Source organism: Rothia sp. ZJ932, assembly GCF_016924835.1.
Taxonomy (GTDB): Bacteria; Actinomycetota; Actinomycetes; order Actinomycetales; family Micrococcaceae; genus Rothia.
Genome location: NZ_CP070480.1, coordinates 1,057,841 through 1,081,434, shown reverse-complemented (window position 1 = coordinate 1,081,434; position 23,594 = coordinate 1,057,841). Strand labels below are relative to the sequence as shown.

Here is a 23,594-nt window from a genome sequence, read left to right as displayed (position 1 = left end):
GGATGGTGCGTAAAGGGGGCTGAGTTGGTGCGTGGCCGGTTCTTTGAATCTGTTCGGCAGTTGGAGGCACAGATGGCAGAGTGGGCTGGTTGGTGGATTCTTTGCTGGTGTCAAGGGCTGCGTTGTTGTGCCAGTGGTGCAGGGTGTTGGTGGAGATGCCGAGTGTGGTGGTTGTGTCTTTTGATAGTTCGGGTTCTGGTGTTGGTCATGCCGGTGCTTGTTGTTTGAATTTGGATGGGTGGGTGTGGACCAAACCCAGTGGTAAGAAAACCAAAAAGTACTCAGCTTTAGCGGGAAATACACATTTTCAGTGTATTTCCCGCTAAAGCTGAGTACTTTTTATACCACAGAAAAACCTAGTAGCCTTCTATCAAGAAGAGATATAACTCATACTAAAGTTAATTATTTACTTCTTCTACCAAGATTTCCATAAAGTAACCTTGGAATAATTTGTCAACCATGAAGGTTAGCCTCACAGCCCAAAAATCAGCATATGACACGAAGTCCTGCGAGTAGTTTACTTACCTGATAAACCAGCACCAACAAAGCAAATCAGGCAACGCTCAGCCAGCTCATATTTCCACTACATAAATTCTACCTTGTATGCCTTTATAAATAAGAACCACAACACAAATAAGAATATTTATTAGAGTGCAGAAACAAACGAATATATTCTAATGTCTTATTTAATAAGTTTTTTAGAAAATAACCTAATATCAAAATCCAACATATTTTTATAGAACACTGTAACTTTATCGCTAGAACATGAGAAAACGTACCCTGAATCTATTCCAGATTGAAAATTATCTGAACTATTCTTTTTAACTTTCTGGATACGTAAGCAATCATCACAGGCCGACTTTAAATCTTCATAATTTTTAAATAAGTAAAATACATAATATCTAAGCAACCAGTGTGCTCTTGTCATATACTTTAAATTATTTTCCGAATATACTTTATCAACCTTTTCGAAAATATTATATATTAGATTTACCAGCTGATCCTCTTTATAATCTTTAGATTTTCGATACAAGGCAATTAACATTATCAAATTAAAGTCGTCAAGATCGGATGCAGAAATTACATCCAAATCTATTTCTGGAAACGGGAATTTAATCTTGAATTCAACAAAGAACGTAAGCAACTGCAATAGTTCATGGCTATATTTATTAAATATTAAGAATTTTAGCTGCTGTGTTATTGCAGTAGCATTCTTTTTAAAATATTTTTTTGAAACTTTTTTTATTGTTTTTTTGCTTACCCCATGCTCCTTAAGACTGTTTGTAAAATACATCATCCTTGTTGCTTGTTCCGGGTTTTTAACGGAAAGGTCTAATAGCCTTTCAAATATTGATTCAGGGTTATAATTTGCTGCATAAAAAAATATTTTTTCTGCCTTCTCCCATCCAGATTTTTTAGAAATCAATTTTAAGCACGAAAATAAGTATTTTAATGTACCCTTATTGCCCTTTCCCTGTTCATAAACTGCAATATCTATAATATTATTTATTGCAATTCTTAGTTTTTTATTCGATTTAGTACATTCCAGATCATTTATAAGCTTAAAAATTTCGCTTTTACTATTAATTTCTATTTCATCAAAATTATACTCTTGAGTTTTTTGGCTGTTGACAAAAATTCCATGTTCATTACATATTTTATGGAAATCCACCAGAAATTTTTCTTTTTCTGCTTCACTATTAAAAGCAAATTTAAAATCATCCACATATCTTGAGAAATAGTTGTTACCTAAACTTCTCATCTTCTGATCAAATTTTGCCATATACGCTTCAGAGATAACCTGAGATACCATAGTACCGGTAGGCAAACCATGTGTTTCTTTATACTGACAATTTTGAATTAATATATCCAAATATTTTCCAACAGTTACCTTAGACTCAATATCCGATTTCTTATGTGAACGGTTAGCTTTTGCAATAGATTTTTCATGCAGCATCCACTCAATGCTGTGCGTATAGAGCGTATGATAGAAATTTGATAAATCTAAACTTAGTATTTTTTTACCAATCTGCAGATTGCTTTGTTCAATGTTTTTACTTTGATTAAATGTAATACCGGAATTAAAATATTTAGAAGTTGAGTTTACATCTTCTATAAATAATTCACTAAAATATTCCTTTTTAATCTCTATATATTTAGCTAGATTTACATAACTATATAAATTAGGATATTTGTAAAGCCTGCGTGTAAACTCTGATTTGGCTATGGTGAATTCAATAGCTTCTGTATGCAATTTGAGACTACTTTCAACGTCCTTGAGATTTCTTGGACCATTCTCAATCCCCTCAAGCTCAAGCTCAATCCATTTATAGAATTCATTTAGGTTAAACAGTGGAGAGTAAATAGCATCTAAGCTACCATAAGAATCCTTTTTTGGTTTGTTTCTGGGTATTTGATAATAACCATATTTAACTAAATTTTTTGTATTTAAAATTGATGAGTACATTGGATTTTCCAGCCTTATTTTTATTTTTTTAGAAATCAGTTCTTATAAGTAATAATTCAGTATGGGTAAAATGCATCAAATAAACGGGACCGCACTCACCGTGCAGCCCTGCCGTCATGTTGTGCTATCCAATTATAAGTGATGAAGCCTACGCTTTCTCGGAAATTTCAATTAATGAAGTCTTCGGCTCCTCATTATTCCTTGACTCGATGTGCTCCATAATCCTCTTCACCGCTTCGTCCACGGGCACGCCGTTTTCCTGTGAGCCGTCGCGGAAGCGGAATGAGACTGCACCGTTTTCTGCGTCCTCGCCACCGGCAATAAGGATGAAGGGTACCTTCTCCTTGGACGCGGTGCGGATCTTCTTCGGGAAGCGGTCAGTACCGTAGTCCACCTCAACGCGTACACCGTAACCCTGCAACTTCGCCGCGACCTCACCCATGTAATCGTTAAAGGCCTCAGCCACAGGAACACCCACAACCTGCACCGGAGCCAACCACGCCGGGAAGGCACCCGCATAGTGCTCAGTCAGCACACCAAAGAAACGCTCCAGCGAACCGAACTTCGCCGAGTGAATCATGACCGGCTCCTGGCGGGATCCGTCAGATGCCTGGTACTCCAAGCCGAAGCGCTTGGGCTGGTTGAAGTCGTACTGAACGGTAGACATCTGCCAGGTGCGGCCAATCGCGTCCTTGGCCTGAACAGAAATCTTGGGGCCGTAGAAAGCAGCACCACCCGGGTCAGCAACCAGCTCAAGACCGGTCTCTGCCGCAACCTTCTCAAGAACAGCAGTTGCTTCTTCCCACTGCTCGTCGGTGCCGATGAACTTGTCCTTCTTATCGCCCTCGGTGTCGCGGGTTGAAAGCTCCAGGTAGAAGTCGGTCATGCCGAAGTCCTCTAGCAGAGACAGCATGAACTTCAGCAGGTGACGGACTTCGTCCGGTGCCTGCTCCTTGGTAACATAGGAATGTGAATCGTCCTGGGTAATCATGCGAACGCGGGTCAGACCCTGCAGCACCCCGGACTTCTCGTCACGATAAACAGTGCCGAACTCAAACAAACGCAGGGGCAACTCGCGGTAGGAACGGCCGCGTGAACGGAAGATTTCGTTGTGCATGGGGCAGTTCATTGCCTTGAGGCGGTATGCCTGGCCCTCGTCCTCCATGGCGGGGAACATGCCGTCCGCGTAGTAGGGCAGGTGACCGGAGGTGTAGAAGAGATCTTCCTTGGAGATGTGCGGGGTCTTCACGTACTGGAAGCCCTCTTCAATGTGGCGGGTGCGCACGTAGTTTTCCATCTCGCGCAGAATGATACCGCCCTTAGGGTGGAAGACCGGCAAACCGGGGCCAATGGTCTTGGGGAAAGAGAACAGATCAAGCTCTTCGCCCAGACGGCGGTGGTCACGACGCTCAGCCTCAGCAATGCGCTCCTTGTAGGCAACCAGTTCGTCCTTGGTGGGCCAAGCGGTACCATAGATGCGCTGCAGCATGGGGTTCTTCTCTGAACCGCGCCAGTAAGCGCCACCGGCACGCATCAACGCGTAGCCGTTAGCAATCAGTTTGGTGTTGGGCAGGTGCGGGCCGCGGCAGAGATCCTTCCAAATAATCTCACCGGTCTTAGCGTTCACATTGTCATAGATAGTGATGTCGCCTTCGCCTACCTCAACGGACGCGCCCTCAGCAGCGTTCGCGCCAGAACCGGGGCCCTGGGTGAGCGCCAAGAGTTCAAGCTTGTAGGGTTCATCTGCCATTTCGGCGACAGCCTCATCGTGGGTGACAACGCGGCGCTGAAAACGCTGACCGCTCTTAATAATCTTCACCATGTTCTTTTCGATCTTTTTCAGATCTTCGGGGGTGAAGGGCTCGTCAACGTCAAAGTCGAAGTAGAAACCGTCGGTGATGTAGGGACCGATGCCGAGCTTGGCGTCCTTGCGGTATTCCTGTACAGCCTGCGCCATCACGTGCGCAGCGGAGTGGCGCAGCACGTTGAGACCCTCCGGCTCATTGATGCTTACCGGAACAACGGTGTCGCCAGCTGTCAGTTCGTGGGAAAGGTCAACTAGCACGTCGTTCACACGCGCCACAACAATTTCGCGGTCTTCAGCGAAAAGCTCAGCGGCGGTGGTGCCAGCTTCAACCGAACGTGATTCGCCAGCAACGGTAATTTCAATAGACACAGTGTCTCCTCAAGTGTGTGGTGTTCACCCGTACAAAGGGCAAACCTTCGTTTGATCTGCTCGGTGCAGATTTTCCGTGCGATACGAGGGCACAGAACAGTGACTATTCTACTAGTTTTTAGTATCGGACGGGCGGACGCGCCCCCGCAGGATTACATGCCGGTGGCGCAGGTAGTGCGGAGCGTGTCCTTTTGCTAGCTAGGTGAGAACTGTTGCCGCTAGCACAATAATGATTCCTGGCGCAGTCAGAGCTAGCAGAACTGCCCACGCCCATTTGTTGCCGAAGTTTAGGCTCCAGCCGTAACCGATTGCTTTGGGTACGAAGATCGATGGGTCTTCTTTGTTGATGTAGATAAAGCCCCACTTGTAGTGCTCGGTGGTGTCAGGTAGCTCCAGCTGGGTAATGTCGATTCTTCTGCGGTCTGCAAGCTCCTGCACAGAACGCTCAATGCGCTCGGGGCTTAGACCCTCTGCTAGTCCAAGTGCAATTACCTGCTGCAGTTTTTCTTCCCAGCTTCCCATCATCTTGGGGGCAGGGCTGTTTTCCTTGGAGGCAACCACTGTTTTCCCCCGCGGGCGGCTTTCGATAATGCTTTCCTCTTTCAGGAGGTTATATGCCTTCACGATGGTTGCCGGATTGACCGCCAGCTGTTTAGCCAGTGCCCGTACCGACAGTAGCGGTTGCCCCGGCTGTAGTTCTCCCCTGGCTACCGCGTCCGCCACCTGATGGTGGAGTTGCTGGTAAACGGGCAGAGACGAGTTGTTGTGGATTGTAATTTTCATGGCCACCCCAAAATCTGTATCACTTAAAACAATCACAGATGCACAAGTTGCCCTACAAGAGAAAACGCAACTCATTCTCATAAAGAATTTTTTATACAAAATCCCCTCAAAGCCTTGTGTATAAAGATTTCTTTATATAAAGTTCTATTTATGGAACAACAGGGCGAAAAAAACGATTGGGAAACCAAATACGAAGCATCAGTGGCAATCTTTGCAGCACTGGCGCATCCAATTCGAATTTCAATCGCGCACTGCCTTGTCAATAAACCGCATACCGTCAGTGAGCTCACCGAACACCTAGAGGTCTCACAACCGCTCGTCTCACATCACCTGAAAATCCTCAGAGAAGCTCATGTGATTACCAGAGAAGTGCAGGGGCGAACCTCCCTCTACGAACTCACCGACCACCACATCAGCCACATTGTGACCGATGTACACGAACACACCAAGGAGATGCAATGAGCACCGCAACCCTAGAACACATCCACTCAGAAGAGCACGCACACACCCACGGCCCCTCATGCGGCCACGAAGCTGTAATCCATCTGGATCACGTTGATTACCTGCACGACGGTCACGCACACCGCGAACACGACGGTCACTACGATGAGTGCGCCACCTGCGAATGTGGCGACTGCAACGATCTGTGTGCAACCTGCGACTGCGCGAACTGCACCTGCACTACCTGCAACCACGCAACCTGCGAATGTGGCGACTGCAACGACGCTTGCGCTAACTGCATCTGCAACAACTGCGCTTGCTCAACCTGCGAACACGCAGCCTAAATACCTCTAACACCTTCCTTGGTTAAACACACAGACAACCATTGAGGTCATGAGCATAAGGGCGACACCCCTTACCTTGATAAGCAAGGTGGGTGTCGCCCTTTTACATATTCAGGTGCCTGAGACGAAAGTTTAGGTTGCGTTACTGACCGGCGATGCAACGATTAACGAGCTTGCCGATGCCCTCAATTTCGGTTTCAACAACCTGCCCCGGTGCCAACCAAGCCCGCGGGCGCAATGACACCCCCACGCCGGCAGGAGTTCCCGTGAGAATGATATCGCCGGGTTCAAGGGTCATAAACTGACTGATATAGGCAAGCACTTGCGCGGGCGAGAACACCATACTTCTGGTGCTGCCGTCCTGCCGCGCTACCCCATCCACGGTACACCGCATCGCAAGACCGCCCTCAACATCTAGCTGCTGCGCCGGAACGATAACAGGACCCAGCGGAGTCGAACGATCCCAGTTCTTACCCTGAAACCACTCGCTCGTACGCCCTTGCCAGTCACGCACAGAAATATCGTTTGCCACGGTGTAACCAAAGATAGCCTCTCGCGCCTGCGCTTCATTGACTCGGCGGACGCGCCGACCCACCACCACGGCAAGCTCTACCTCCCAGTCACTGCGAGTAGAGAGGTCAGCAGCAGGTAACTCAATATCATCATTTACGCCAATCAGCGCGTTATCAAACTTCGTGAAAATGGTGGGGTGAGTGGGCAACTCTTGACCGACTTCTTGCGCGTGATCACTGAAGTTCAAACCGATGCAAAGAGTTTTACCAGGACGCACCGGCAAGGTTAGCTCGCTAGATTCAAGAGGCTTGCGCTGCTGCCCTCCGGCGGCACAGGCAGTAGCCGCGTCCACAATACCCTGAGCCACACCCGCTAGCAGCAAATCTTTTAGGGAATCTTCAAACACAAAGCTAGAACCTTCGGTAGAAAAAACAGCGCGCTCGCTGCCTTCATCGGTCATTTGCGCCCAGTTCATAACAACCCTTTCAACGATGGCGTTAGATTCTTTTAGACTAACATTTCGATCACTAGCATGTGACACGCTGCATAAATATTTGGTAAAGATTGCGTGAAACCGCTTGTACATCTGTACAAAACCAGTAATCTTAGGTGAAAGCCATCTCACTGATGCGAAGGAGAACACCATGACCGGAAGGATCACCTTAGTAGGTGACACCCAAATCAGTCCTCGCGAGCAGACTATCGTCACGCGCCCGGCACAAGTAGAAGACGCGCCCAGCCTCGCGCGACTCTACTTCGCATCCTACGAATCAAACGACCTGTGGAGTCAAGAGCAGGCACAAGAAAAAATCGAAAAAATCATCGCCGGTGAATTCGGTGAATTCTATGCTGAAGCCTCCCCCGTTGTCGTCGATGACAACGGGCAGATCGTAGCAGCAGCGCTCACCCTCAAAAACCGCAACGACATGGTGGGTCCCGACAACACCCCCACCATCTACGAACTCTTCACCGCCTCATCACGCCGCCGCGAAGGCCTCGCGGAACAGCTCATTGCAGCCACCAGCGAAGTGCTGAACAAAAGCGGTCACGAAGAATTCTTCGTACACATCGACGAAGGCAACGCCGCAGCGCTCGCCCTCTACCTCACCCTAGATTTCAGACGCTGGTTCCCCACAGAAGAGGATCCTTTCTAAAGCGCTTTAACAGAACCACCCCGCCACCCTGTAATCAAAAAGTGGCGGGGCGGTTTTCATTCTGCAGGTTTTCGGAGAAGCATAGACGGGGCGTAGGTAAAAGTCAGAGCCCACTCAATAAATCTTCGACCGGCTCAATAAGATGGGGCGCGTTGTTGGCTACATTGCCCACTTCCATTGAGACCGGATGCATACGCCAGTTCCGGGCCTGACGGTAGGCATCTTGAAGAACCTGCGCCAAGGCGTCCACCGCCGAAGATTGAACGGTGACCCCCTCCAAAGCAGTCTCGCCCTCAAGCCCCAATACCTTTCCGGAACGTAGCCATACCCCCAAAGACTTCTCACTCAAGGGCACTGGCAACCTGTCATGCAGATTTCCAAGATCCATAAGAGCAAGGGCCTCAGTATCATTATCAGCTGCCTCGGTGGCGTCCAGCTCATCGGGGCTAGGTATGGTGATCATTGAACAGCTCAAGAGCCACTGCCCCGCCTGGCCAGCAAAACGAGAATTTGGTCTCTGCGCTTCAGCATCGGTGATTTTCCACCACTCGTAGAGACCGGCGAAGTAAATAGGCTCGCGGTCTGCGCGGTGAATAAAATAGGGCGTTTTCTGGGTTTTACCGGCGGTTGTGGTTTCAGTTTTCCACTCAAAGTACCCGCTGACCGGAATAGCACAGTGCCCACGCACAGCCGCCGCACGAAAAGTCGGTTTACTCAGCACTGTCTCTGAGCGAGCGTTGAAAGCCCTCGCCGCGAAACTCGCGTCCTTCGCCCAACTTGGTAGTAAACCCCACCTGGCAAAGTGAATTTCACGCACTGTTTCTTGTGCAGAATCGTCCAGGCGGACGCGCTCCCCCACCTGAGCGCTGTCGTCAGCAAATAACTCAGGAGGAGCCAAACGCTCCACAATAACCGGCACAGTATGAGTGGGTGCAACGTTAAAATTGCGAATCTCGTGTTCTAAGGGCACGCCCGCAAGATAAACGCCGTGGTCAAAGTTCAGAGCATAACGACCGCACATCTAAAACCCCTCACCGGCAAAAGCCTCAAGCACCGCATCCTCAATATCCTCAATGGCAACCAGCGGGTTAATATCGGTAACAGCCCCCACGGTTGCGGGATTCAGCTCAAGACCCAAAGCGCTATAAACATCAGTGGTAACAGCTCGCAGCTGCGCCGCGCCCTCTACCACGATGCCCGCACTAAACCACCAAGCACCCGCCACCACTCGTTGCGCGGTGCCCACCAGTTTAGTCTTGCGCCCATCAAAGTGAATACCGTACACCGAGTACTCACCGGGGCAGTACTCCCCCGGAATCTCACCCACAGCCGCGGGCACGTCCACACTTGCCAGCGCGTCCGCGTACATCTGACCAAAAATACTAAACCGCTCATTATTGCCGGTAATCGCATCGCGCGTGGGGTGAAAATGATCGATCACTAAACACCCCTGATGATAGGCGGCGGCGTGACCGCCTACTTTACGAACGATGGGCTCAAAACTGTGATCACGACAGGCATCAGCGGCTTGAGCAAAATTTGGATTCAGCTCATCGCGGCGCCCGAAAGCAACCACCGGTTGCGGCTGATATAGACGCACCGTCGCACCGCGTTCGCCCGCTCCCACTTCGCGCAGAAGCTGAAAGCTGCGGGCGTAGGCATCTACCTGCTCACCGGGTGCGATAAAGTCTCTGAGAACATCAAGACTCATGCCTGCCTACCCTCCGGACCGTCAGCAGGGTCATCGGTGTGAACCTCCAACAGGCTGGTTGACACGTATTCATACCAGCCAGGCTCAAAACCCGCGTTGAGAGCTACTTTTTGCGAAAGAATGTGTGAGGGCGAAGTGCCGTAGAAAGGCACAAAACCGGCGGTAAGAACCTCCCTCGCCAAACGTTCAACGAGATATGAGGCAAGACCTTTGCCGCGGTGTTGAGGGAGCACATCAATACCGATTTGCCGTGCAAGCTGAGAGTCAGCGCTGGCACCGGCAATAGCAACCGGTGTGCCCCCGTGAAAAGCTGCGAGCACTTGGGTATCTGGACGGTCTTTGCTGAAACCTAGCGCGTTGGCGAAACGCGCATCCCCTCGGAATGTTTCAATCAGGGGCGCGGTCAGCCAAGTAAAAGTGTACCCCGCTGGTTCTTGCCGGGCGGGTGCATCAAAAAGTGCGCGTCCTGCGGTGAAAAAGAGCGCCGTGCCCGAGCTTTGCAGGGCGTAGGGGCTCAGAAAGTCGTTGACGCGGTGGAGCTTTGAGTAGTCCCCCACCCAGTTGCCGGCATCCCCGCTCAACAGCTGGGTGACTTCTTGCAAGACGCGCGGATGCGTGGCGCACAGCAAAGTCACGCCCCGGTAGTTGCCCAAGCGCATTTCGAAGTGACTGCGCGTCCACCAACGACGATGCCGAGCCATTTTCTCTAGGTCGAGGCGTGGCGCGGTGAGCAACTCCTTGCCCCTCTCAAATGCTGAGGCAATAGCGCCCGCGGGCAAACAAAAATCAGCCTCAAGCTGCGCGTCAAGGACGCGGCGAACCTGCTGATAAGAGGTAATAGCGGACGGGGTGGGTAAAGTCATGAGGTCAATTTTACCTACCCGCGGGACCGGGTGAAAATGCCACCCGGTGCAAGTGGGTGAGCATGGAAGAGATGCACTAAAAAAAATTACCCCTCACCACTCCCCTAGACTGGGGTGTGGTGAGGGGCCTTTTTGTGTTTCTAGACGCCTAGATTAACTGTGGTCAGCTATGAAGTTTGACCATAGTTTTGACCACAGTTAAGAACAAAACAGGATAAACCCCAACACCGAAACCGAGCCAAAAACCCCGGAATCACCGGCTAGAATCAACCAGGAAAACCCAAGCTGACTAGGGAATTTAGAAGTCCCAGTCTTCGTCCTCAGTATTAACTGCTTTGCCAATCACATAGGATGAGCCGGAGCCTGAGAAGAAGTCGTGGTTTTCGTCCGCATTCGGTGAGAGCGCCGAGAGGATCGCGGGTGAAACGTTGGTGACTGTTGCGGGGAACATCGCCTCGTAGCCTAGGTTCATCAGAGCCTTATTAGCGTTGTAGTGCAGGAATTTCTTGACGTCCTCGCTCAATCCCACGGAATCGTAGAGAGAGTGAGTGTACTGCACTTCGTTTTCATACAGTTCGTAGAGCAGGTCAAAGGTGTAGTCCTTGAGCTCCTGCTGACGCTCAGGGCTTTCCTTCTCAAGACCACGCTGGAATTTGTAGCCAATGTAGTAACCATGCACAGCCTCATCGCGAATAATCAGACGAATCAAATCGGCAGTGTTTGTAAGTTTAGCGCGTGATGCCCAGTGCATGGGCAGGTAGAAACCTGAGTAGAACAAGAAAGATTCCAGCAGGGTTGATGCGACCTTCTTTTTCAGCGGATCATTACCCTGGTAATACTTCATCACAATCTGCGCCTTCTTTTGAAGGTGCGGGTTCTCAGAAGCCCAGCGGAAAACCTCATCGATTTCCTTAGTCGAGCACAGGGTCGAGAAAATCGAAGAATACGACTTAGCGTGAACTGACTCCATGAACGCAATGTTGGTGTACACAGCCTCTTCGTGAGCGGTGACCGCATCCGGCAACAAAGAAACCGCACCAACGGTACCCTGAATCGTGTCAAGCAGAGTCAGACCGGTGAAGACGCGCATGGTCAGCTGCTTCTCTTCTTCAGTCAGAGTCTTCCATGACTGCACGTCGTTAGACAGCGGCACCTTCTCGGGTAGCCAGAAATTCGAAGTCAAGCGGTCCCAAACTTCAAGATCTTTTTCATCCTCAATACGGTTCCAGTTGATTGCTTCAACGTGGTCAACTAGCTTGACCTTTTCGCTCATCATCAGCGGTAAAACTCCTTGACGTTTGGGGGTGTTCTAGCAAATGTAGAACGCTGGCATCATCTTACTATTGTGTCACTTTGCCGTTGCTTTTCCCACCTCAGAGAGCTAGTAAAACCTCACTTAAATTTCGGTCTCAAGAGGTGGCGCAACCGGAATAAATTTGTGCTGTTGCATCTGCTTTTTATCACTCAGACGATGCAGCAAAGGCAGGACGCGCGCGAGCTGCTGGGCTTCTTCCGGCTCGAACTCCTGCCCCACGGTTGCAGCCAACCACAACGCTCGTTGTTGGGCGACCGACTCAGCGAGTTCCCTCCCCTGCCCCGTGAGCAGAAGCTCTTTACGGCGCTTATCATGAACGTTCTTCTGAGATTCCAGCACTCCGTGTTTGAGCATAGCTGCTGTAATTTTATTCATCGACTGCGGAGTAATGTGCTCGTGCCGCGCAAGCTCAGCGTTGGTTAGCCCCGGCGTGTAGTGCAGTGCCATCAGCACGTTTTCTTCGTGTTCACTGAGCTGGGTGATGGTTGCTGTTTCAGCCCGCAACCGTCGATGTAATTTAAACACCGCCACATGGAGGTTTGCCGCGTCCTTTTGTGAAAAATTTTTCATCAGCCCCACCCAAAGATAATCAGTTTGCCTGATAAGTTTTTTTATATAAAAATAGCACGGGGCATCCGCAGAACTCAACCGCACCCCGCCACAGGCAAGCAAAAAGGCACCCACCCTCCCCCATCGCAGGAGAAAGCAGGTGCCTGTACATCAGCGGGGCGGACGCGTCCGCTCAGCCTATACTTAATCGCTTAGAGCATGCAGCTGACGCAACCCTCGACCTCTGTACCTTCAAGCGCCATCTGGCGAATACGTGAATAGTAGATGGTCTTGATGCCCTTACGCCACGCGTAAATCTGTGCGCGGTTAACATCGCGAGTGGTCGCAGTGTCACGGAAGAACAGAGTCAAAGACAGACCCTGGTCAACGTGCTGGGTTGCCACAGCGTAGGTGTCGATAATCTTTTCGTAACCGATTTCGTAGGCGTCCTCGTAGAACTCAAGGTTATCGTTGGTGAGGTAGGGTGCGGGGTAGTAAACACGCCCGAGCTTGCCCTCTTTACGAATCTCAATCTTTGAGGCAATCGGGTGAATCGATGAGGTTGAGCCGTTAATATACGAGATTGAACCGGTCGGCGGAACAGCCTGCAGGTTCTGGTTGTACATGCCGTACTGAGCTACATCTGCAGCTAGCTGCTTCCAATCCTCAACACCGGGTACAAAGTGGCCAGCGAACAGTTCACGGGCACGCTCGGTGGTGAATTCCCAGCTACCTTCAATGTACTTTTCGAAGTACTTGCCTGATGCGTAATCAGACTTCTCAAAGTTGACGAAGGTTTCCCCGCGTTCCTTAGCGATTTCCATGGATGCACGAATCGCATGGTAGGTCACGGTGTAGAAGTACATGTTGGTGAAATCCAACGCTTCTTCTGAACCGTAGCGAATGTGCTCGCGACCGAGATAACCGTGCAGGTTCATCTGCCCCAAGCCCACAGCGTGAGACATCTTGTTGCCGCGCTCAATAGAGGGCACAGTGCGAATATCTGACTGATCTGACACAGCGGTCAGCGCACGGATGGAGGTGCCAACGGTCTTCGCAAGGTCTCCCCCGTCCATCGCCAGCGCAATGTTCAGTGAACCCAGGTTGCAGGAAATATCCTTACCCACGGTCTCATATGAAAGGTCATCGTTGAACTTTGAGGGCTCTGAAACCTGCAGAATCTCTGAGCAGAGGTTCGACATAATGATCTTACCGTCGATGGGGTTAGCGTTATTGACGGTGTCTTCGAACATGACGTAGGGGTAGCCCGATTCGAACTGCACCTCAGCCAGGGTCTGGAAGAACTCGCGAGCGTTAATCTTCTGCTTGCGGATGCGCGCATCATCAACCATCTCGTAGTACTTCTCAGAAACGTTAATATCTGAGAAAGGCACACCGTAGACGCGCTCAACATCGTAGGGCGAGAAGAGGTACATATCTTCGTTGCGCTTAGCCAGTTCGAAAGTGATATCGGGGATCACAACACCAAGCGAGAGGGTCTTAATGCGAATCTTCTCATCAGCGTTCTCACGCTTGGTATCCAAGAAGGAGTAAATATCGGGGTGGTGAGCGTGCAGGTAAACAGCACCTGCGCCCTGACGTGCGCCCAGCTGGTTCGCGTAGGAGAAGGAATCCTCAAGAAGTTTCATCACGGGAATAACACCTGAAGACTGGTTCTCAATCTTCTTGATGGGCGCGCCCGATTCGCGCAGGTTGGTGAGCGCAAAAGCTACGCCGCCGCCACGCTTAGAAAGCTGCAACGCCGAGTTGATGTTACGACCGATGGACTCCATGTTGTCTTCAAAGCGCAGCAAGAAGCAAGAAACCAGTTCACCGCGCTGCTTTTTGCCCGCATTCAGGAAGGTCGGGGTAGCCGGCTGAAAGCGTCCTGAGATAATTTCTTCAACCAGTTCCTGAGCCAGAGTCTCGTTGCCTTCAGCGAGCAGCAGAGCAACCATGACCACTCGGTCTTCGAAACGCTCCAAGTAACGCTGACCGTCAAAGGTCTTCAGCGCATAGGAGGTGTAGAACTTGAACGCGCCCAAAAAGGTCGGAAAACGAAACTTCTTGGCGTACGCCTGCTTTGACAATGACTTCACAAAGTCAAAGCTGTACTGCTCGAAAACTTCTTTCTCGTAGTACTGGTTCTTGATGAGAAAGTCGATTTTTTCTTCCAGGTCGTGAAAGAAAACGGTGTTGTTGTTAACGTGCTGCAAGAAGTACTGGCGAGCTGCCTGACGGTCAGCGTCAAACTGAATCTGACCGTTCTCGTCGTAGAGGTTGAGCATAGCGTTCAGCTCGTGGTATCCCAATCCCTGGAACTTTTCGGGGGTTGAGAGGTCTTCGTGCCCTAGCTCTGTGCTAACGACGTGTGAAAGGAGTTTTTCGTCCAAAATTCTTTCAATCCTTCTTGTACTTTGGTGACATCTTCGGTGGTGCCCATCAACTCGAATTTATAGAGTATCGGCACCTGACATTTAGCGGCGACTATATCTGCTGCTACGCAGTAGAGATCGCCAAAGTTTGTGTTTCCTGCTCCCATAACGCCGGTGAGATGTTTTCTATTCTCTGCGTTATTCAAAAATTTCACTGCCTGAGGTGGCACTGATCCGCTGCCGTTAGGACGCCCGTAGCTGGGTATGCACAGCACGTAAGGTTCGTTAACCTGCGGAATTTCGTCCTTGGCTGTAAGCGGTAGGCGCAGGTTCCTCACTCCGGTTTTCTGCACGAACTTGTGCGTGTTTTCTGAGACCGAGGAGAAGTACACCACCAGGGGTTCGGCGGGATCTTGTGGGGCCTGAACTGCACGCTGTATCACAGCAAACACAACTCTTTCCGTGAATTTTCGAGATATTTGAGGTAATTGATAAAAAGCAGGAGTCAAAGCTCGCCGTAGCCAGACAATGGCGATGACTGCGGCGCTTTGCTTTAGGCAGCTAACGCGTTGATCTTATCGGGCTGAAAACCTGACCAGTGGTCTTCACCGGCAACAACGACGGGTGCCTGCATGTAGCCCAAATCTTTGATGTACGCCAGAGCCGCGGCGTCTTCAGTCACGTCAACGACCTTGTACTCAATGCCGTTTTTGTCCAGGGTACGGTAAGTCATGTTGCACTGAACGCATGCGGGCTTGGTGTACACCGTAACTGACATTGTTATCTCCCTTAGAGTTGGCACACTGTGATAGGTGTGCCGGCTTATTCGTAGTCAAAATCTTGTGGGTAAGCTGCGAGGCTTAGTGGCTACCATCAGCGGTGCAGAGCCGAGTCTGCGCCGTTTCATGGCGCTGGTGCGCTACCACCGGGTGGAGGGTACGCAACAGGTATCAATACTACATCTAGTGGCTAATCTTTGGCAGACCCCCTAGATAGTGTGGTTGAGTCGTTTTCTGGGCAGTATCCACAAGGTGAGATCCAGTCTCTGGGGCGAGTTTGCACGGGTTAAGCCCCGCAATCGGCAAGTTATCCACATGCCTGTTGTATCGGTTCGCCCCACGCGAGGTATCTATGACCTGTTAATCACACAAGATTTGCTTGCTTTTAAGACCCCCATTTACCCTGTGAATTTCCCGCAGAATTTCGGGCTTTTGACCTTAAAGCATCTCTTGAGGTTGAGGTATTTAACCTCCGTTGACCCTTAAATTTTCTCGTTTTATCCCCTCGGTGTGTCTGAAATTCGTGGGAGTCTCAGTACACCAAACACAAAACGCTCACAGGCGCGTCCGCCACATACACCGCGACCGAAAACCAGCGTTTTTGACAACGGTGAGAGTGAAATCAGAAAGCGCCTACGAACACTGTGGGGTGTGTGGTGGGGTTTAAAGTAGGTCTTTTTCTTTGAGTGCTTGTGAGAAGGTCGCGCCGTCGTTGGCTTCTTCCCAGAGGTCGCCGTGGGTGATTTCTTTGGCGCGGTTGTCTGCCCAGACGCGGGTGGTTTTGGAGAGGATGGTTTCGCCGGTGGTGAGGTTGCGGATGAGAATTGCGGCGACATTTTGGGGGTAGCGGACGGCGAAGCCGTTGTAGATGTCGGGGTCGCGTTGACCGTCGTCGCCGATGAGGATCCATTTCATCTGGGGGAATTCTTGGGCGAGGCGGGTGAGTTCGCGGACTTTGTGGTCTGCGCCTGAGCGGAACCAGCGGGTGGGGGTGGGGCCCCAGTCGGTGAGGAGGAAGGTGCCTTTGGGGTAGCCGTTGCGTGAGAGGAAGCGAGTGAGGGTGGGTGAGACGTTCCAGGCGCCGGTGGAGAGGTACATGATGGGGGCGGTGGGGTGTGCTTTGGTGAGGCGTTCCATGAGTACTGCCATGCCGGGGGTGGGGATGCGGGCGTGTTCGTCGACGACGAAGGAGTTCCAGGCGGCGAGCATGGGGCGGGGTAGGGCGGTGACCATGACGGTGTCGTCGACGTCTGAGAGGATTCCGATTTTTTGGTTGTCAGGGACGATGAAGACTTCAGTTTCGGCGGGTTGGGAGCGTTGGGTTTGTAGGGTGATGGTGTGGATGCCGGGTTCGAGTTGTACAGCGATTTTTTCGTCGAGGACTCCCCCTTTGTTGGTGGTGAGGTAGTAGATCGTGTTGCCGTCGATGGTGACGGTGACTGGTGCGTGGGAGATGGCGATGGATGAGAAGGAGCGCCATCCGCGGATGGCGCCTTGGGCGGTGTCGTTATGCACCATTGAGTCGATAATTTCTTCGAATCCGTCTGTTTTGTAGAGTGCCCTGCCGATGATGCGGATCCATGAGGTTGAGCCGTATCCGGGGTTAGCTACCATGACCTCTTCCAATCCTTTATCGCGAGCGCGGTTTTCGCGCCACCGGTGGATGCGAGTGCCGATGCGGTAGGCGATGTTGTCTGCTTTGTGGGCAGCGGTTTGGATGGGGTGGGTGTTCATGGGTTTCCTTGTGGGCGGTGGGTGGTGTAGTAAAGCCGCCGGGCTAGTGGGCTCGGCGGCTGTGGTGGTGGGTTTTGTTTAGTTGTGGACGAGGCGGCAGGTTGCGCTGCCGGTTCCGTGTGATTCTGAGACGTGGGTGGGGTGGGTGATGCCGGTGTCTTTGATGAAGCATTCTACTTCTGCTTCGGGGTCTTCGGCTTGTACGGTGACCCAGTAGGTTTTGCCGTGGAGGTCGGCGGTGTTGTTGGCGGTGAGTTTGTAGAAGGCTTGTTTGCCGTTGAAGGTTTCTTCGTTGCCTTCGAAGGTTTCGCCTTCTACGGTGACGCGGATGTTGCCAGGTGCTGTTTTGCCGTTTTCGGTGTGGATGGCGCCGGAGACTATGATGTCGTCGCGGTGGTCGAAGGAGTCGGTTTCTTCGAGGGCGATGCCGGTGGGTAGTGTGTGGGCGCAGCCGGTGAGGAGTGCGCCGAGGGCTAGGGTTGAGGTTGTGAGTGTGATTTTGTTTGACATGTATATGAATATATCGTGTTCGGCTTGGTTTTGGGTAAATGTGGGGGTGGTTTTTGTGAGGTGGTGGGGTGGTTGTTCCGGGGCGTGGGGTTGGTGGGTTAGAGGGCGTTTTTGTTGGTGGTGACGAGGATGAGGTTGTTGACGTGGATTTTGTCGGTGCTGGGGGGGTGAGGTCGATTTTGCCTGATTCGACGAGTTTGATGGTGTCGGGGTGGGCTGTTGATGTAGGCGATGGTGCGGGAGTTTTTGAGGTCTTTAAGTTTGCGGTGGGTGGTGGTAACTGGACTACCAGCTTGATGTGCCATATTGGTGGCAGAGGCGCGAGCCTTGGCCTGGAGCTGTTCTAGCAGTGAGTGAGTAATGCTGTTCTATATAAAAGATTCTTCCACGCCCTCGGTGAGAGAGTGGAAGAATCTTTCACTAAATTATGTCTTTATCAAGAGGGAGGGTTTTCCGTCTTCTTTGACCCCTACCGTGGTGATGACAGGGAATCTTGGAACAGGATGAAGACTGGGACTTCTCACACGTGATGATTTGATTAGTTGCTATTAGCCTGCCTTCTTTGCAGTTCGCCGGTGGCATCTTGAATGAGATCGAGTAGTTCTGTCTCGCTCATTTCGTTCAGGGGTTTACCAGCGTCGAGGGTGATTGAAGATGTGCTTTGCTCCTCTGCCTCCTGTGAACGCTGCCCGGTTTCGGAATTTACGACAGTTACGCGTCCGTCAGGGGCAATATCAGCGCGGTAAGACACAGCCTGACCCTGACCGATGGATGCTGCCCAGTGGCCGTCACGAGCGGGCAGAATTTCGTAGGTGGTCATGCCGGCTGACCAGCGGGTAGTCCAGGCGTTATCGCCAGCAACACTGGATTCCTTGATGGCGGTCACCAGCGTTGAAGTAGCGGGCAGGTCTGTGGAGGTGTTGATGGTCAAAGGTGCGCGGGTAGTGCTCTCTTGCTGGGCGGGCACGCTGGAGATCGCGGTGATGGATTGTGAGGAACCGCGCGGGGTCAGCGGGGAGACATATTCAAGTGCCCTATCGGTCGGTGAGATCATGGTGAACTCGGCAGGGTTGCCGGCGTTCGCGTCTTCGTCATCAGTATCGGTCAGATCGTAACCGTATTTGGAACCCAGCCACTGCATTAGGGTGCCACCGGCGTTGATTGATTTGCGCTGAGTTTCAGCCAGCGAGCGCGGGTAGGTGGGACCTTCGATGCCGTGTTCGGTGAGCTGTTCGGGGGTGAGTATTTCTACGCCGTCTTTGCTGTAGAGGGCGGCTCCGTTGGGGGCGGTGGTGGTGTTCCAGAAGCCCTGGTAGGAGTAGAGGGGCACGATAATGAGGGGCTGGTTGTCGTCGGTGCAGTAGCCGTAGGCATCGTCTTCGTCGAAGTGGGCGAGAGGTGCCTTGGCGTGGATTGACCAGCGTAGGGAGTGCCAGGGCCATACAGTATTGAGGCGTTTGGTCATGCTATCGGGAATGGGGCAGAAGGTGGAGGCATCGGCGGGGATGGTGCCGGTGGTGGGCATGGTCAGGGTTTGCACGGCTTCGTAACCGCCGGTGCCTAGTATTCCGCGTTCTTTGACCAAGACGGTGTAGCGGGAGGTTCCTTTGCCGGTGCCGTTGCCAGCGGTTGCTGAGGCGTCTTGGTCGGCGGGTACGTAGTGAACGTCTTCGCGATCACCGATGATTTCGCCCTGGTCACGCTGGGCGTAGTTGTTGGCGACAATCCAGGGCGCGCGATCGGCGTAGCTGGTGGTCTCTTCGGTGGTGATGGTGTCTGATGTGTATTTTTGAGCGACGAGATAGGGGTGTACGGCGTAGGTGTAGGCGCCGCCGAGAACGGTAATCACCGCAGATGCCAGAGTAAGAGACGAGAACTTTTTCAGGAGGCGGTCGTTTCCGCGGTCTTTGGTAGCTACTTTCTTTTTACGGTTTTCGATGCGGTTCCATCCGTACAGCCCAATGATAAGGGGCAGGGCTATCAGAAGCAGGACGTGGGTCCATTCGCGCAGGATAGTTTCGGTGAAAGCCAGGACGCCCAAACCCCGAAACCAGATGACCGGTACAAGGCAGAGAAAGATGAGAACAGCCAGGGTACCTATCCAGCTGGCAGCTCCTACAGAGTCAGTGGTTTTCTGCGTGCCTTGCGGTGAGAGTTTTGAGTTCTTAGGGTTTATTTGGGCGGCAGTTTCTTTTTCTTTACTGCCCTGAGGGCGGGGTTTGCCGGTGGGTTGAGCGGACGCGCGGGGTTCGGGTGTGGTTTCTGTGGTCGGTTTCTGGGGGTCTTGCATGCTATTACTCCTTAACGTGAAGGGGTGGGTGCCTTGGCTTCCATAGTATCAAGAGCACTATGAACCTGTAGCTTGCATCACGAGCCACCAAGATTCCACTCATTTCTAGGTAATACTTCCTCTCAAGAGCGTAGACAACTCGAAAAAGGCACCGCCCCACCATCTTGCATCGAGCATTCGTAAGATATTTCACCCCGTTTACCAGAGGGGACTACCCATGGACTGCCCATGAACACTAAAATTTTTGTGTAGAGTTGGAAATATCAAATTGTTTTCTTTAGAAAGTAAATCTCATGATTTTGTCACAGTTAGCATCCCGCACTGCTCTTGCCAGCATCTTTCTCCTCGGCGGTAAAAGCCAGGTAGAAAACGCCGAGTATATTGGCGGAGCAGTCTCATCAGTAGCCAAAAAGTACAACCTGCTCGTAGAAGGCACCCAGGTTGCAAAACTTTCAGGCATCACCATGGCGACCTTGGGTACCACCCTCGCCCTCGGCCTTGCCCCTCGCACCTCAGCCGTAGTGCTGGCAGGCATGCTGGTTCCCACCACCGTCATCGGTCACCCCTTCTGGTCAATGGAAGACGGCGCTGAAAAGACCAACCACACCATTTCGGCTATCAAGAACCTCTCCATCATCGGCGGTCTGCTACACCTAGCAACCAAGAAGTAAAACTTCTCACTAAAAATGGGGGGGGTGGCTTAGTGCCGAACCCCCATTTTTATGCCCTCAATTCCTAAAGTGAACCCTCCGCCGTGCAAAGAAAGATGAGCTAGCGGGTTGCCCTCACCACGGTAAAGGTTTTATCGCGCATCACCTGCGTGCTTGCGCCGAATAAATCTTCAATCACGCCACGATAGCGGGCATGAGAGTTGTACACCACCAACAAAGTTCCACCGGGCACCAGCAACCGATGAGACGCTGCCAGCAGGGGGCGAACCAGCGTCATATCAACCGCCGTACCATCATGGAAGGGCGGGTTCAACAACACCAGGTCAAAAGCCGCATCGGGTAAGCGGGCAGCCGCGTCATCCCACGTAACACTCACGCGAGAATCCCCGCCCACATTAGCAATAGCACTGCGAACAGCATCACTATCAATATCTGTTGCGGTAACACTCTGCAGCTGGGAAGAGTGTTCCAGCAGCTGCACTGTTACCGAACCGTTGCCGCACCCGAAATCAAGCACGCTCGCGCTCCCCCGCCACGCATCCAGCACATCGCAGGCTACCTGCGCCAACAGCTGCCCACCGCAATCAGCCTTAGCACCAGAGAAAACCCCACCAAAACCCCGCAAAGAGATACTCTGCTGCTTCACCCCCTGTGAGCTTTCAGCACACGGCAGTGGCTCACTTGCCTCTAAACAGCGATTCTTTCCTTTGCCGCGTAGGCCCCGCACCTGAGCAAAGAACCTGCCCAGGGTCTCATTAAAAGTAATGCTCATATGCTTGGTGTTGCCACCCAGCACTAGACGGGCAGAAGGCACCGCACCACCGCTGGCAAGAAGATACTGCGAAAAAGCCTGCGCCATATCAGCGAGCGCACCGTGCGACTTGGGTAGTTTGCCCATCGCAAGGGTGCCGTGAAAGTTGTGGTAGTTCAGAAAATCTACGGGGGCGAGCGTCTCAACGGAAATCTTCCCCTGCGCGTCGATACCCGAAATGGCAACGCTATCTCGGCAGCCCACTTCTTGTAGCAGCTCGTGCAGGGCGAGGCTCGTAGCATAGGAGCGGTTGCGAACGAACACTTTTGGGCTTCTACCCTCGAATGAAGTGGACGCGCTGATCTCGGTATCCTGATGAGCGTCAAGTACCCGGGCAACAGCCCACAGGGTCAGGGCGAAACTCGCGTCCTCCAGAATAAGAACGTCGGCATCTGCCGCGTAGGCGGCGTCCGCATTAATCAGACGATCCAGGGAACTGGCGAGAGTCTCAGCTCGCGCTCGCAGGTTTTCAACAGTTGATGTATGCACTCCCCTATTATCTCACGCGCTGAACATCGCCTCAGTTTCTCCCCTGGGTGTACGGGGTGAAAGGCTAAGCTAGAAAACAGCACTTGGGGTTGTAGATGCTACTAGCAAAAACCGGGGACGCGGCCTCTGGACGTCCCACTCAGGGGCATGCGTGTCCGCCTCGGCACGTGCCCCTGCCACAGCGAGGGTTTTGATGATAAAGAATGACCTCTTTCTGTTCAACTAGTGGGATCACACCAGTCGGAAACCGAATCTCTGCTCTTCGAAATCGGTGAGGAGCTCACTCAGCGCTGATTTATTTCGGCGTCCGTAGAATTTTCTCCATCGCCTTGCCTTTGGCGAGTTCGTCAATGAGCTTATCCAAATAGCGGATTTTCTGCATGAGGGGGTCTTCAACCTCCTGTACCTTAACCCCGCACACGCTACCGGTAATCAAGGCTGCGTTGGGGTTGAGATCTACCTCGGCGAAGAAGTCCTCAAAGCTCTTCTTCTCATCAAGTGTAGTCTGCAGCTGAGCATCGGTCAGTCCGGTCAGCCAGCAAAAAATCTCGCGAACCTCCGCTTCACTCCTACCCTTACGCTCCGCTTTTGCCACATAGTTAGGGTAAACATCAGCTACTGCCGTAGAAAAAATACGGTGACTCATAGTCCCATTTTAAGACAGGACGCCGCGTCCCAGCCAGTATCCCAGGTACGCTGTCCGCAGAAAGCAGGTATTTTTTCACTGCTTCAAATCGTGGGTAAGTCAGCTACAACCTGCTTGAAAGCAACCTTGAAATCAGCAGAGTCATCAGGGCTTGTCAGCTTTAACCTCGACCGCGACACCTCACAGTGTCACAATGCTAGCTGACTCCGCCGGCGTACCCAATCTATTCAGGGGATCTTCACTGAGCGCTCTTTTGGGGACTAAAAAGGGCAAACGTATCAACGAAATATCAACATCGTGAACGTTTGCCCTTATCAGAAAGTGGAGGTAAGGGGATTCGAACCCCTGACCTTCTGCATGCCATGCAGACGCGCTACCAACTGCGCCATACCCCCCTATGAATGGCTACAAACCTTTTGGGGGTCGTAACCGACTCATCTATAATAAACGCATCATTGTGCGTTTTGCAAATCGAGACTTAGCGCCCCTCCTCACCCACCACATCATCATCAGTAATAATCTTGGTGGCCTCAGCTTCGGTCTCTACCTCAGCCACAGCAGCTTCGCTCTCCACACCGAGTTCAATACGAGCAGCCTCAGCCCACAAACGGTCCAAAGCATAGAAAGCGCGATCCTCTTCATGCTGCACATGCACCACAATGTCAGCGAAATCAAGCAGAATCCAGCGTCCGGACGCACGACCTTCACGGTGAACAGGCTTCAAACCCAGTTCTTCGCGCAAGGCGTCCTCAACCTTGTCAGCAACAGCGTTGACCAAGCGCTCATTGTGCGCGCTCGCCACCAAAAAGCCGTCAATGAGACCCATCTGCTCTGAGGCATCGACCGCCAAAAGGTTAGTTGCCTGTGCATCTTCTGCCGCGCGGGCAGCTACCTTCAGGGCTTCAATTGATTCTTTAGCCGCAGCCATGTGTTCCTTTCAAAAAACCTATTCGCTCATGTGCTGGTTCGAAAA

At 51.8% G+C, this 23,594-nt stretch carries 23 protein-coding genes and 1 tRNA gene; 5 read left to right on the top strand and 19 right to left on the bottom strand.

The window, feature by feature from the left end; translation table 11 throughout:
* Positions 1-682: 682 nt before the first annotated feature.
* The 3 genes from JR346_RS04995 to JR346_RS04985 all read right to left on the bottom strand — a co-directional run bounded on the left by JR346_RS04995 (position 683) and on the right by JR346_RS04985 (position 5,426).
* Positions 683-2,467: an RNA-directed DNA polymerase gene (locus JR346_RS04995; protein ID WP_205483713.1), complete on the bottom strand. Its 1,785-nt coding sequence runs from the start codon at positions 2,465-2,467 to the stop codon at positions 683-685.
* A 148-nt stretch (positions 2,468-2,615) separates the two neighbouring features.
* Positions 2,616-4,643: a threonine--tRNA ligase gene (gene thrS / locus JR346_RS04990; RefSeq protein WP_205483711.1), complete on the bottom strand. Its 2,028-nt coding sequence runs from the start codon at positions 4,641-4,643 to the stop codon at positions 2,616-2,618.
* 198 nt (positions 4,644-4,841) lie between these two features.
* On the bottom strand, positions 4,842-5,426 hold the full coding sequence (locus tag JR346_RS04985; RefSeq protein ID WP_205483709.1) for a DUF5808 domain-containing protein: 585 nt from the start codon (positions 5,424-5,426) through the stop codon (positions 4,842-4,844).
* Between the two features lie 150 nt (positions 5,427-5,576).
* Here JR346_RS04985 and JR346_RS04980 point away from each other — a divergent pair, with 150 nt between their 5' ends.
* Both JR346_RS04980 and JR346_RS10370 read left to right on the top strand, forming a co-directional pair.
* Positions 5,577-5,888, top strand: coding sequence for a helix-turn-helix transcriptional regulator (locus JR346_RS04980; RefSeq protein WP_204875733.1), 312 nt, complete (start codon positions 5,577-5,579; stop codon positions 5,886-5,888).
* A complete protein-coding gene (locus JR346_RS10370; RefSeq protein WP_304621687.1) occupies positions 5,885-6,211 on the top strand; it encodes a hypothetical protein in 327 nt (108 codons plus the stop codon). Before JR346_RS04980 ends, JR346_RS10370 begins: the two co-directional genes overlap by 4 nt.
* Positions 6,212-6,353: 142 nt before the next feature.
* Here the strand turns inward: JR346_RS10370 and JR346_RS04970 are convergent, their stop codons facing one another.
* Positions 6,354-7,199: a fumarylacetoacetate hydrolase family protein gene (locus tag JR346_RS04970; protein WP_205483707.1), complete on the bottom strand. Its 846-nt coding sequence runs from the start codon at positions 7,197-7,199 to the stop codon at positions 6,354-6,356.
* Positions 7,200-7,368: 169 nt separating this feature from the next.
* Here JR346_RS04970 and JR346_RS04965 point away from each other — a divergent pair, with 169 nt between their 5' ends.
* Positions 7,369-7,878 (top strand): GNAT family N-acetyltransferase, encoded by a 510-nt coding sequence (locus JR346_RS04965; protein WP_204875729.1) that lies wholly within the window; start codon positions 7,369-7,371, stop codon positions 7,876-7,878.
* A 103-nt stretch (positions 7,879-7,981) separates the two neighbouring features.
* Here the strand turns inward: JR346_RS04965 and JR346_RS04960 are convergent, their stop codons facing one another.
* The 10 genes from JR346_RS04960 to JR346_RS04915 form a co-directional block, all read right to left on the bottom strand.
* Positions 7,982-8,899 (bottom strand): SOS response-associated peptidase, encoded by a 918-nt coding sequence (locus JR346_RS04960; RefSeq protein WP_205483705.1) that lies wholly within the window; start codon positions 8,897-8,899, stop codon positions 7,982-7,984.
* Positions 8,900-9,589, bottom strand: a complete 690-nt coding sequence (locus JR346_RS04955; RefSeq protein ID WP_205483703.1) for a lipoate--protein ligase family protein — start codon at positions 9,587-9,589, stop codon at positions 8,900-8,902.
* Positions 9,586-10,452: a GNAT family N-acetyltransferase gene (locus JR346_RS04950; RefSeq protein WP_205483701.1), complete on the bottom strand. Its 867-nt coding sequence runs from the start codon at positions 10,450-10,452 to the stop codon at positions 9,586-9,588. Before JR346_RS04950 ends, JR346_RS04955 begins: the two co-directional genes overlap by 4 nt.
* A gap of 298 nt (positions 10,453-10,750) precedes the next feature.
* A complete protein-coding gene (nrdF, locus tag JR346_RS04945) occupies positions 10,751-11,725 on the bottom strand; it encodes a class 1b ribonucleoside-diphosphate reductase subunit beta (protein ID WP_204876578.1) in 975 nt (324 codons plus the stop codon).
* Positions 11,726-11,848: 123 nt separating this feature from the next.
* Complete coding sequence (locus tag JR346_RS04940) at positions 11,849-12,337, bottom strand: MarR family winged helix-turn-helix transcriptional regulator (protein WP_205483699.1); 489 nt, start codon at positions 12,335-12,337, stop codon at positions 11,849-11,851.
* Positions 12,338-12,528: 191 nt separating this feature from the next.
* Positions 12,529-14,709, bottom strand: a complete 2,181-nt coding sequence (nrdE, locus tag JR346_RS04935) for a class 1b ribonucleoside-diphosphate reductase subunit alpha (protein WP_205483697.1) — start codon at positions 14,707-14,709, stop codon at positions 12,529-12,531.
* Positions 14,667-15,143, bottom strand: coding sequence for a class Ib ribonucleoside-diphosphate reductase assembly flavoprotein NrdI (gene nrdI / locus JR346_RS04930; protein WP_240334033.1), 477 nt, complete (start codon positions 15,141-15,143; stop codon positions 14,667-14,669). Before nrdI ends, nrdE begins: the two co-directional genes overlap by 43 nt.
* A gap of 101 nt (positions 15,144-15,244) precedes the next feature.
* Positions 15,245-15,469: a glutaredoxin-like protein NrdH gene (nrdH, locus tag JR346_RS04925; protein WP_204875719.1), complete on the bottom strand. Its 225-nt coding sequence runs from the start codon at positions 15,467-15,469 to the stop codon at positions 15,245-15,247.
* Between the two features lie 664 nt (positions 15,470-16,133).
* The gene (locus JR346_RS04920) at positions 16,134-17,204 is read right to left on the bottom strand and encodes an App1 family protein (RefSeq protein WP_205483695.1); all 1,071 of its coding nucleotides are present in this window, start codon (positions 17,202-17,204) and stop codon (positions 16,134-16,136) included.
* Between the two features lie 78 nt (positions 17,205-17,282).
* Positions 17,283-17,714 carry a hypothetical protein gene (locus tag JR346_RS04915; RefSeq protein WP_205483693.1) on the bottom strand — a complete coding sequence of 144 codons (432 nt, stop codon included), beginning with the start codon at positions 17,712-17,714 and terminating at the stop codon, positions 17,283-17,285.
* 68 nt (positions 17,715-17,782) lie between these two features.
* Between JR346_RS04915 and JR346_RS04910 the strand changes: the two genes are divergently transcribed.
* A complete protein-coding gene (locus tag JR346_RS04910) occupies positions 17,783-18,061 on the top strand; it encodes a hypothetical protein (RefSeq protein ID WP_205483691.1) in 279 nt (92 codons plus the stop codon).
* A 191-nt stretch (positions 18,062-18,252) separates the two neighbouring features.
* Here the strand turns inward: JR346_RS04910 and JR346_RS04905 are convergent, their stop codons facing one another.
* The gene (locus JR346_RS04905) at positions 18,253-20,004 is read right to left on the bottom strand and encodes a hypothetical protein (RefSeq protein WP_205483689.1); all 1,752 of its coding nucleotides are present in this window, start codon (positions 20,002-20,004) and stop codon (positions 18,253-18,255) included.
* 293 nt (positions 20,005-20,297) lie between these two features.
* On the opposite strand from JR346_RS04905, the gene JR346_RS04900 reads away from it, so the two are divergent.
* A complete protein-coding gene (locus tag JR346_RS04900) occupies positions 20,298-20,675 on the top strand; it encodes a DoxX family protein (protein ID WP_205483686.1) in 378 nt (125 codons plus the stop codon).
* A gap of 100 nt (positions 20,676-20,775) precedes the next feature.
* Here JR346_RS04900 and JR346_RS04895 read toward each other — a convergent pair whose 3' ends face one another.
* The 4 genes from JR346_RS04895 to rsfS form a co-directional block, all read right to left on the bottom strand.
* Positions 20,776-21,975: a class I SAM-dependent methyltransferase gene (locus tag JR346_RS04895; RefSeq protein ID WP_205483684.1), complete on the bottom strand. Its 1,200-nt coding sequence runs from the start codon at positions 21,973-21,975 to the stop codon at positions 20,776-20,778.
* A gap of 295 nt (positions 21,976-22,270) precedes the next feature.
* On the bottom strand, positions 22,271-22,621 hold the full coding sequence (locus JR346_RS04890) for a DUF2200 domain-containing protein (RefSeq protein ID WP_205483682.1): 351 nt from the start codon (positions 22,619-22,621) through the stop codon (positions 22,271-22,273).
* 322 nt (positions 22,622-22,943) lie between these two features.
* Positions 22,944-23,016: transfer RNA gene (locus JR346_RS04885), tRNA-Ala, on the bottom strand.
* Positions 23,017-23,099: 83 nt separating this feature from the next.
* Complete coding sequence (rsfS, locus tag JR346_RS04880; protein ID WP_205483680.1) at positions 23,100-23,549, bottom strand: ribosome silencing factor; 450 nt, start codon at positions 23,547-23,549, stop codon at positions 23,100-23,102.
* Positions 23,550-23,594: the final 45 nt, after the last annotated feature.

What these genes read in the sequence shown, in the direction of transcription:
- JR346_RS04995 (WP_205483713.1), bottom strand. Translation starts at nt 2,467, where the DNA reads ATGTACTCATCAATTTTAAATACAAAAAATTTAGTTAAATATGGTTAT.
- JR346_RS04985 (WP_205483709.1), bottom strand. Translation starts at nt 5,426, where the DNA reads ATGAAAATTACAATCCACAACAACTCGTCTCTGCCCGTTTACCAGCAA.
- JR346_RS04980 (WP_204875733.1), top strand. Translation starts at nt 5,577, where the DNA reads ATGGAACAACAGGGCGAAAAAAACGATTGGGAAACCAAATACGAAGCA.
- JR346_RS10370 (WP_304621687.1), top strand. Translation starts at nt 5,885, where the DNA reads ATGAGCACCGCAACCCTAGAACACATCCACTCAGAAGAGCACGCACAC.
- JR346_RS04970 (WP_205483707.1), bottom strand. Translation starts at nt 7,199, where the DNA reads ATGAACTGGGCGCAAATGACCGATGAAGGCAGCGAGCGCGCTGTTTTT.
- JR346_RS04965 (WP_204875729.1), top strand. Translation starts at nt 7,369, where the DNA reads ATGACCGGAAGGATCACCTTAGTAGGTGACACCCAAATCAGTCCTCGC.
- JR346_RS04960 (WP_205483705.1), bottom strand. Translation starts at nt 8,899, where the DNA reads ATGTGCGGTCGTTATGCTCTGAACTTTGACCACGGCGTTTATCTTGCG.
- JR346_RS04955 (WP_205483703.1), bottom strand. Translation starts at nt 9,589, where the DNA reads ATGAGTCTTGATGTTCTCAGAGACTTTATCGCACCCGGTGAGCAGGTA.
- JR346_RS04950 (WP_205483701.1), bottom strand. Translation starts at nt 10,452, where the DNA reads ATGACTTTACCCACCCCGTCCGCTATTACCTCTTATCAGCAGGTTCGC.
- nrdF (WP_204876578.1), bottom strand. Translation starts at nt 11,725, where the DNA reads ATGAGCGAAAAGGTCAAGCTAGTTGACCACGTTGAAGCAATCAACTGG.
- JR346_RS04940 (WP_205483699.1), bottom strand. Translation starts at nt 12,337, where the DNA reads ATGAAAAATTTTTCACAAAAGGACGCGGCAAACCTCCATGTGGCGGTG.
- nrdH (WP_204875719.1), bottom strand. Translation starts at nt 15,469, where the DNA reads ATGTCAGTTACGGTGTACACCAAGCCCGCATGCGTTCAGTGCAACATG.
- JR346_RS04920 (WP_205483695.1), bottom strand. Translation starts at nt 17,204, where the DNA reads ATGAACACCCACCCCATCCAAACCGCTGCCCACAAAGCAGACAACATC.
- JR346_RS04915 (WP_205483693.1), bottom strand. Translation starts at nt 17,714, where the DNA reads ATGTCAAACAAAATCACACTCACAACCTCAACCCTAGCCCTCGGCGCA.
- JR346_RS04905 (WP_205483689.1), bottom strand. Translation starts at nt 20,004, where the DNA reads ATGCAAGACCCCCAGAAACCGACCACAGAAACCACACCCGAACCCCGC.
- JR346_RS04900 (WP_205483686.1), top strand. Translation starts at nt 20,298, where the DNA reads ATGATTTTGTCACAGTTAGCATCCCGCACTGCTCTTGCCAGCATCTTT.
- JR346_RS04890 (WP_205483682.1), bottom strand. Translation starts at nt 22,621, where the DNA reads ATGAGTCACCGTATTTTTTCTACGGCAGTAGCTGATGTTTACCCTAAC.
- rsfS (WP_205483680.1), bottom strand. Translation starts at nt 23,549, where the DNA reads ATGGCTGCGGCTAAAGAATCAATTGAAGCCCTGAAGGTAGCTGCCCGC.